General features: G+C 72.9%; 10 protein-coding genes. 9 read left to right on the top strand and 1 reads right to left on the bottom strand.

All coding sequences use genetic code 11. From position 1 onward, the window contains the following. Nucleotides 1-3 precede the first annotated feature (3 nt). Entirely contained in the window at nucleotides 4-525 is a 522-nt protein-coding gene (gene nusB, locus B8460_RS08060) for a transcription antitermination factor NusB (RefSeq protein ID WP_048861070.1), read from the top strand. A gap of 10 nt (nucleotides 526-535) precedes the next feature. Beyond that, nucleotides 536-1528, top strand: a complete 993-nt coding sequence (thiL, locus tag B8460_RS08055) for a thiamine-phosphate kinase (protein ID WP_048861069.1) — start codon at nucleotides 536-538, stop codon at nucleotides 1526-1528. A 15-nt stretch (nucleotides 1529-1543) separates the two neighbouring features. Here the strand turns inward: thiL and B8460_RS08050 are convergent, their stop codons facing one another. Next, nucleotides 1544-2095, bottom strand: a complete 552-nt coding sequence (locus B8460_RS08050; RefSeq protein ID WP_241771145.1) for an outer membrane protein assembly factor BamE — start codon at nucleotides 2093-2095, stop codon at nucleotides 1544-1546. 183 nt (nucleotides 2096-2278) lie between these two features. Here B8460_RS08050 and B8460_RS08045 point away from each other — a divergent pair, with 183 nt between their 5' ends. From B8460_RS08045 to B8460_RS08015, 7 genes are all read left to right on the top strand, one after another. After that, a complete protein-coding gene (locus tag B8460_RS08045; protein ID WP_241771144.1) occupies nucleotides 2279-2812 on the top strand; it encodes a ubiquinol-cytochrome C chaperone family protein in 534 nt (177 codons plus the stop codon). Beyond that, nucleotides 2809-3342, top strand: coding sequence for a YceD family protein (locus B8460_RS08040; protein WP_084623323.1), 534 nt, complete (start codon nucleotides 2809-2811; stop codon nucleotides 3340-3342). Before B8460_RS08045 ends, B8460_RS08040 begins: the two co-directional genes overlap by 4 nt. A gap of 236 nt (nucleotides 3343-3578) precedes the next feature. Then, complete coding sequence (gene rpmF, locus B8460_RS08035) at nucleotides 3579-3782, top strand: 50S ribosomal protein L32 (protein WP_048861068.1); 204 nt, start codon at nucleotides 3579-3581, stop codon at nucleotides 3780-3782. Between the two features lie 52 nt (nucleotides 3783-3834). Then, nucleotides 3835-4923, top strand: coding sequence for a phosphate acyltransferase PlsX (plsX, locus tag B8460_RS08030; protein WP_084623326.1), 1089 nt, complete (start codon nucleotides 3835-3837; stop codon nucleotides 4921-4923). A 2-nt stretch (nucleotides 4924-4925) separates the two neighbouring features. Continuing rightward, nucleotides 4926-5918, top strand: a complete 993-nt coding sequence (locus B8460_RS08025; protein ID WP_048861067.1) for a beta-ketoacyl-ACP synthase III — start codon at nucleotides 4926-4928, stop codon at nucleotides 5916-5918. 117 nt (nucleotides 5919-6035) lie between these two features. Then, the gene (locus B8460_RS08020; RefSeq protein ID WP_048861066.1) at nucleotides 6036-6398 is read left to right on the top strand and encodes an integration host factor subunit alpha; all 363 of its coding nucleotides are present in this window, start codon (nucleotides 6036-6038) and stop codon (nucleotides 6396-6398) included. Then, on the top strand, nucleotides 6391-6851 hold a 461-nt coding region (locus tag B8460_RS08015; protein ID WP_148360455.1), incomplete at its 3' end, for a MerR family transcriptional regulator. The genes B8460_RS08020 and B8460_RS08015, both read left to right, overlap by 8 nt.

Genomic DNA, 6851 nt, shown 5'->3' with positions numbered 1-6851 from the left:
GTCGTGAGCCAGCGCCCGCGCCGCCGCCCGCCCACGTCCCGCCCGCGCACCGGCGCGCGCGTCGCAGCCGTGCAGGCGCTGTTCCAGAGCGAGCAGAGCGGCGAGACGGCGGAGACGGTGATCGACCAGTTCGTCCGCCATCGCCTCGGCCCGCCGCCCGAGGGGCGGGGCGATCCCGATGCCGGCTACGACGACGGGCGCGTGCCCGACGTGGAGGTGGGGCTGTTCGCCCGCATCGTCCGCACGGCGGTGCAGGCGCAGGAGGCCAATGACCGGATGATCGCCGTGGCGCTGCCGGCGGAATGGCCGCTCGCCCGGCTCGATCCGGTGCTGCGCGCCTTGGTGCGGGCGGGGGCGGCGGAGCTGTCGATGACGGACGGGCCGCCGGCGCGCGTTGTCATCAACGAATACCTGGACGTGGCGCACGGCTTCTTCGACGGCGACGAGCCGCGCATGGCCAACGGGCTGCTCGACCGGCTGGCCCGCCAGCTGCGCCCGCAGGAGTTCACGGACGCGGCCGTCTGAGGGGCGCGCGGTGGCCGCACCACCCGCCACCCGCCTGCCTCCCGAGTTCGACCGCATCGCGCGGCATTTCGCGCCGCTGGCGGGGCCGGCGGGCCTTGGCCTGACGGACGATGCCGCGCTGCTGGAGCCGCCGGCGGGCCGCGCGCTGGTGCTGACGGTCGATGCGATGGTGGCCGGCGTGCACTATCTGCCCGACGATCCGCCCGACCTGGTCGCCCGCAAGCTGCTGCGGGTGAACCTGTCGGACCTGGCGGCGAAGGGCGCGGTTCCGCTCGGCTATCTGCTGACGGTCAGCGTCCCGGTGGATACCCCGGACGACTGGTTCGCCCGCTTCGCCGCCGGGCTGGCGGCGGATCAGGCGGCGTACGGGCTGGCGCTGCTGGGCGGCGACACGACCGGCACGCCGGGGGCGGCGACCTTGACCGCGACCCTGATCGGCCATGTCGCTCCGGGCGGGATGGTGCGGCGGGGCGGGGCGGTGGCGGGCGACCTGATCGTGGTGACCGGGACGATCGGCGACGGCGCGCTCGGTCTCGCCGCCGCGCGGGGGCAGGTGCCGGACCCGGACGGTTTCCTGGCCGGCCGCTACCGGCTGCCGACACCCCGGCTCGGGCTGATCGCGCCGGACGTCGCGCATGCCGCGCTCGATGTGTCGGACGGGCTGGTGCAGGACCTCGGCCATCTGTGCCGCGCGTCGGGGGTCAGCGCGGAGATCGACGCCGGGGCGGTGCCGGCCTCGGCGGCGGCGTTTGGGGTCGGCGGGCAAGGGGATCGGACGGCGTGGCTGGCGACGCGGCTGACCGGGGGCGATGATTACGAAATCGTGATGGCGGTCCCGCCGGGGCGTCTGGCCGCGCTGCGCGCCCGCGCGGGCGCACTTGGTATCCCGGTCACGCCGATCGGCGTCTGCCGGCCACCCGGTCCGGGCGAGCCGCCCGGCGTGACGGTGCTCCATGACGGTGCCGCCCTGACCCTCGGCCCGGGCGGCTGGAGCCATTTCTGAGCGATCGCGTACCCGCTACTGCGTGTTCGTGTTCGCCCCGCCCGTCGGCGCGCCCGGCTGGTTACCCAGCGCCCCGCCCAGCGGGTTGTATTTGCCGATGCTGCCGAACAGCTGCTGCAGGAGCGACGCCTCGCTGCCCGGCGAGGGCGTGGCGCCGCTCGCCATCTCCACCGGGTAGGAATTGTCCTGGTTGAGCGTGCGGACATGCTCCAGCACGCCGGCGTTGTTGAAGCTCAGCAGCACGACTTCCTGGCTGACGACATCCTGCGTGCGGCCGACCTGCGGCTGCGTCACCTCGCCGATATAGACCCAGGTATTGTCGTCGAAGGTCGCCTTGGCGGTGGGCGAGCCGAGCAGCGCGGTCGCGTCGGCGCGGGTGGAGGTGCCCGGGACCAGCTCCTTCAGCGTGTCGGTATCCACGAGATTGCCGCGCACCTGCGGCCGTGCCTCGAAAAAGCTGCAGCCGCCGAGAGCGACGAGCAGGAGCAGGGCCGCCGCCCGGGGGCGCCGCCCGGAGGTGGGCCGCGCCGGACATGGGTTCACCGCGTCGTTGATTTGCACAGGCACCCCGCGTTGATAGAGTGGATGACCGACCACAATTCCAGGCACGGCGTCAATTCCGGTGCCTGCCGCCGGGGCTATCCTCCGCCCTGTGGCGGGGCACCGGGCGTGCAGGCTTCCGGCTCCGCGGCGTCGACAACAGGTGGGACAAAGACATTGCTGAGTCTGCTCCAAAGGGGCCGGCAGCGGGTGCGGCTCGAACGGCTCGCGTTCTCCCTCTATAGCGCGTCGGTCCGCGCCGCGCGCGAGCCCTGGAACTATCAGGACCCGCCGGACGGGCTCGGCGTGCCCGACACGATGGACGGGCGGTTCGATCTGATCGCCGTGTATGCCTTCCTGCTGATCCGCCGGCTGCGGGCGCTCGAGGCGCCGGGGCCGGACATCGCGCAGGGCGTGTTCGACGCGATGTTCAGCGACATGGACCGCAGCCTGCGCGAACTCGGCGTGGGCGACATGACCGTGGGCAAGCGTGTGCGCGCCATGTGGGAGGCGTTTCACGGCCGCGCCGTCGCCTATGAGGCCGCGCTGCAGGGCGCCGGAGCGGATGGCGGGGCCGCGCTTGCGGCGGCGCTGGAACGCAATGTCTGGCGTTCGGCCCCGGCGGCGCCGGGCGCGGCGGCGACCCTTGCCCGCATCGTGCGCGCGCAGATCGCGGCCCTCGACCGCGCCGCCGTGCTGGACGGCGAGGCGGGCTTCCTGCCGGCACGGGAGGCGGCGGCATGAGCGATCCGGTCACGCCCGAGTTCTCCCGCCCCTATGCCGTGAGCGCCGTCGGTCCCGAGGGACGGACGGCGGAGGTGGAGGCCGGGCATGGCGAGCGGGCGCTGCTCGCCTCGCGTTTCGGCCTGCCGGCGATCGAGTCCCTGCGTTGCCGCTTCCTGCTGCGGCCGCTGCGCGGCGGCGCCCTGTCGGCCGACGGGGTGCTGGAGGCGCGGGTGCGGCAGGTCTGCGTGATCACGGGCGACGAGTTCGAGTCGGTGGTGACCGAGCCCTTCGTGCTGCATTTCGTCCCCGAATCGGCGCTGTCCGAGGAGATCGACGTGGACGCGCCGGACGAGATCCCGATCGTCGGATCGCATATCGACCTCGGCGAGGCCGCCGCCGAGCAACTGGCGCTGGCGCTCGATCCCTATCCGCGCCATCCCGACCTCCCCGACACGGCGGACCTGACGGAGGAGCCGCCGCCCGGCGCGGCGACGGAGGCGCCACCGGCCCGGCCCTCGCCGTTCGCCGTCCTCAAGCGCCGGGCGTGAACCCGCCGAGGGCCGGCGGGCCGCCGGTCCGGTCGGCGACATGACCAGGGCGCATGGCTTCCGCCGCACCCGGGCAGGCGGTAGGATGGGGGCGGCGCCGCTGTCCGGCTTGTCGCCTCGGAGTGCCTCTGCTAGACGCCGCGCTTCCCGTTGTTGCCATCCTGTGACCGTCGGCGCGCCCAGGCGAAACCCCGCGGAGCCGCCGCCGTTCGCACCATTTGTCGAAGGGCTGTGCCATGGCTGTTCCAAAGAAGAAGACCTCGCCGTCGCGGCGCGGCATGCGGCGCAGCCATCACGCGCTGACCACGCAGGCCCATGCGGAGTGCGGCAATTGCGGCGAACTGAAGCGGCCGCACCACGTGTGCGCGCATTGCGGTCACTACGACGGCCGCGAGGTTGTGGCGGCCGGCAAGGCGCTGCGGGGCGCCGTGCGCGCCTGATCGGCACGCGCCGGACCTCAGGCGAACGACGACGCGCGGGACCGGTATCGTGCTGAACCCGGCCGGCAGCGTGGTGCCGATCTGCACCCTCGCGGTGGACGCCATGGGCGGCGACCACGCGCCAGAGGCGATCGTGCGTGGCGTGGACATCGCGGCGGAACGGCATCCGGGCGTGAAGTTCCTGCTGTTCGGGCAGGAGGCGGCGCTGGTGCCGCTGCTGCGCCGGCACAAGCGGGCGGCCGCCCATTCGGAAATCCGCGACGCGCGCGAGGTGGTCGGCAACGACATGAAGGCCGCCGCCGCGGTGCGGCTGCGCGGCACGTCGATGCGCGCGGCCATCGACGCCGTGGCCGGCGGCCATGCCTCGGGCGTGGTGTCCGCCGGCAATACCGGCGCGCTGCTCGCGCTGGCCAAGATCGTGCTGAAGGCGCTGCCCGGCATCGACCGCCCGGCGCTCGCCGCGATCATGCCCTCGGCGCGCGGCGACACGGTGATGCTGGACGTGGGGGCCAACGCGAGCTGCGACTCGCGCAACCTCGTGGAGTTCGCGGTGATGGGCGACGTGTTCGCGCGCACCGTGCTCGGTCTGACGACGCCGCGGGTCGGGCTGATGAACGTGGGCGCCGAGGAGCTGAAGGGCGACGAGCGGGTGCGCGAGGCGGCCGACATCCTGCGCGGCACCTATCTCGCGCCCAACTTCCACGGCTTCGTCGAGGGCACGGACATCGCGAGCGGCACCACCGACGTGATCGTGACCGACGGGTTTTCCGGCAACGTCGCGCTGAAGACGGCCGAGGGCGCGGTGAAGCTGGTGCTGCAGATGCTCCGCTCGGTGTTCACCGCGTCGATCGCGACGCGCATGGGCTATGTGCTGGCGCGGCCGGGGCTGGAACGGCTGCGCGAGATGATCGATCCGCGCCGCTACAACGGCGCGATGATGCTGGGGCTCAATGGCGTGGTGGTGAAGTCGCACGGCGGCACGGATGCGCAGGGCTTTGCCTATGCGCTCGATCTCGCGATCGACATGGCGGCCAACAGCTTCAACGACCGCATCCGCGACGGCCTGGCGCGGATCGTCGATTCCGGCGCGCTGGGCGCGCGCGAGGGCGGCAAGGCGCCGCGCATGGCGGCGGGGTCCTGACGATGGTGGCGCAACCCCAGCCGCGCCTGCCGCGATCGGTGCTCGAAGGGTCGGGCGCGTTCCTACCGGCCCGCGTCGTCACCAACGACGAGCTGGCCCGCACGCTCGAGACGTCCGACGCCTGGATACGCGAGCGCACCGGCATCGCCGAACGCCGTGTCGCCGGCCCCGGCGACACGGCCGTCAGCATGGCGACCGAGGCGGCGCGCGCGGCGCTCGCGGACGCGGGCGCGACGGCGGCCGACGTGGACTGCATCATCGTGGCGACCAGCACGCCGGACGAGGCGTTCCCCGCGACGGCGGTGCGGGTGCAGGCGGCGCTCGGCGTCACGCGCGGGTATGGGTTCGATCTGGCCGCGGCCTGCGCCGGGTTCATCTATGCGCTGTCGGTGGCCGACGGGCTGGTGCGCAGCGGACAGGCGCGCGGCGTGCTGGTGATCGGCAGCGAGGTCTATTCGCGCATCCTGAACTGGCGCGACCGCGGCACCTGCGTGCTGTTCGGGGACGGGGCGGGCGCGGTGTTCCTGCGCGCCGGCACGGGCGAGGGGGTGGAGGCGCCGGGCATCCTGTCCACGCATCTGCATGCGCAGGGCACGCTGGGCGACATCCTCTACGTGGACGGCGCGACCGGCCGGCACGACCGGCCGCAGCATCTGGTGATGAACGGCCGCGAGGTGTTCCGCCACGCCGTGACCCGCCTGGCCGAGGCGGTCGAGGAAGCGCTGTCCGCCAACGGGCTGGGCCGCGCCGATGTCGACTGGCTGGTGCCGCATCAGGCCAATCTGCGCATCATCGACGCCATGGGCCGCAAGCTCGGCCTGCCGCCGGAGCGGGTGGTGGTGACGGTGGAACGCCACGCCAATACCTCCGCCGCATCCGTGCCGCTCGCCTTCGCCGAGGCGCGGGCGGATGGGCGCATCCGGCGCGGCGACCTGGTGCTGATGGAGGCGCTGGGCGGCGGTCTGACCTGGGGCTCCGCGCTGATCCGGATGTGACACTGTGGCATCACCGCCACGCTGCGCCGCAAGCATCTGATATTGACATATTTTCCGACGTCCTGACCGGCCGCTTCCTTGACGGGGGAAGCGCGTGGCCCCTACCGTTTCTTAATCATGAACACGGTCACTCGCGCGCATCTGGCGGAGGCGATCTACGCGCAGGTCGGCCTGTCGCGTAACGAGTCGGCCGATCTGCTGGAAGCGGTGCTGGAGCGCGTCGGCGCCGCGCTGGAAAGCGGAGAATCCGTCAAGATCAGCGGCTTCGGCACGTTTTCTGTCCGCCAGAAGGGCCGTCGCATCGGCCGCAATCCGAAGACCGGGCAGGAAGTCCCGATCCTGCCGCGCCGGGTGCTGGTGTTCCGGCCGAGCAACGGGCTGAAGGATGTCGTCAACGGCCGCCAGCCCGGCATGGGCGATGGCGGGCTGGATGACGGGTCGGATGACGGCGCCGGCTATGACGGGGCGGGGGATGAATGACTCCGGCGCCACCGACGACGGCGCCGATCCGGGTTTGGAGAGCGACCAGCACGACGATGACGGTCCGCACGGCCCGTCCCGCGTGCGCGCCCGCAAGTCGCCGCAGGCCTTCCGCACGATCAGCGAAGTCGCCGACGAGTTGCAGATCCCGCAGCACGTCCTGCGCTTCTGGGAGACGAAGTTCCCGCAGGTCCGCCCGCTGAAGCGCGGCGGCGGGCGGCGCTACTACCGGCCCGACGACATTGCCCTGCTGCGCCGCATCTCCGGCCTTTTGTATGTGCAGGGCTATACGATCAAGGGCGTGCAGCGGCTTCTGCGCGAGGGCGGGGGGCGGCTGTCCGACGACATCCCGCCGCCGCCGGCCGAGGAGATCGCGGGGGTCGAGGAAGGCGAGGGGCGGGCGGCGGACGCGCAGCTGCCCATGCCCGGCCTGCTGCCCCCCGTCGCCGTCCC

Source organism: Acidisphaera rubrifaciens HS-AP3, from assembly GCF_000964365.1.
GTDB classification, from domain to species: domain Bacteria; phylum Pseudomonadota; class Alphaproteobacteria; order Acetobacterales; family Acetobacteraceae; genus Acidisphaera; species Acidisphaera rubrifaciens.
The sequence above is the reverse complement of the archived record's forward strand: the minus strand, read 5'-3'. Positions and strand labels throughout refer to the sequence as shown.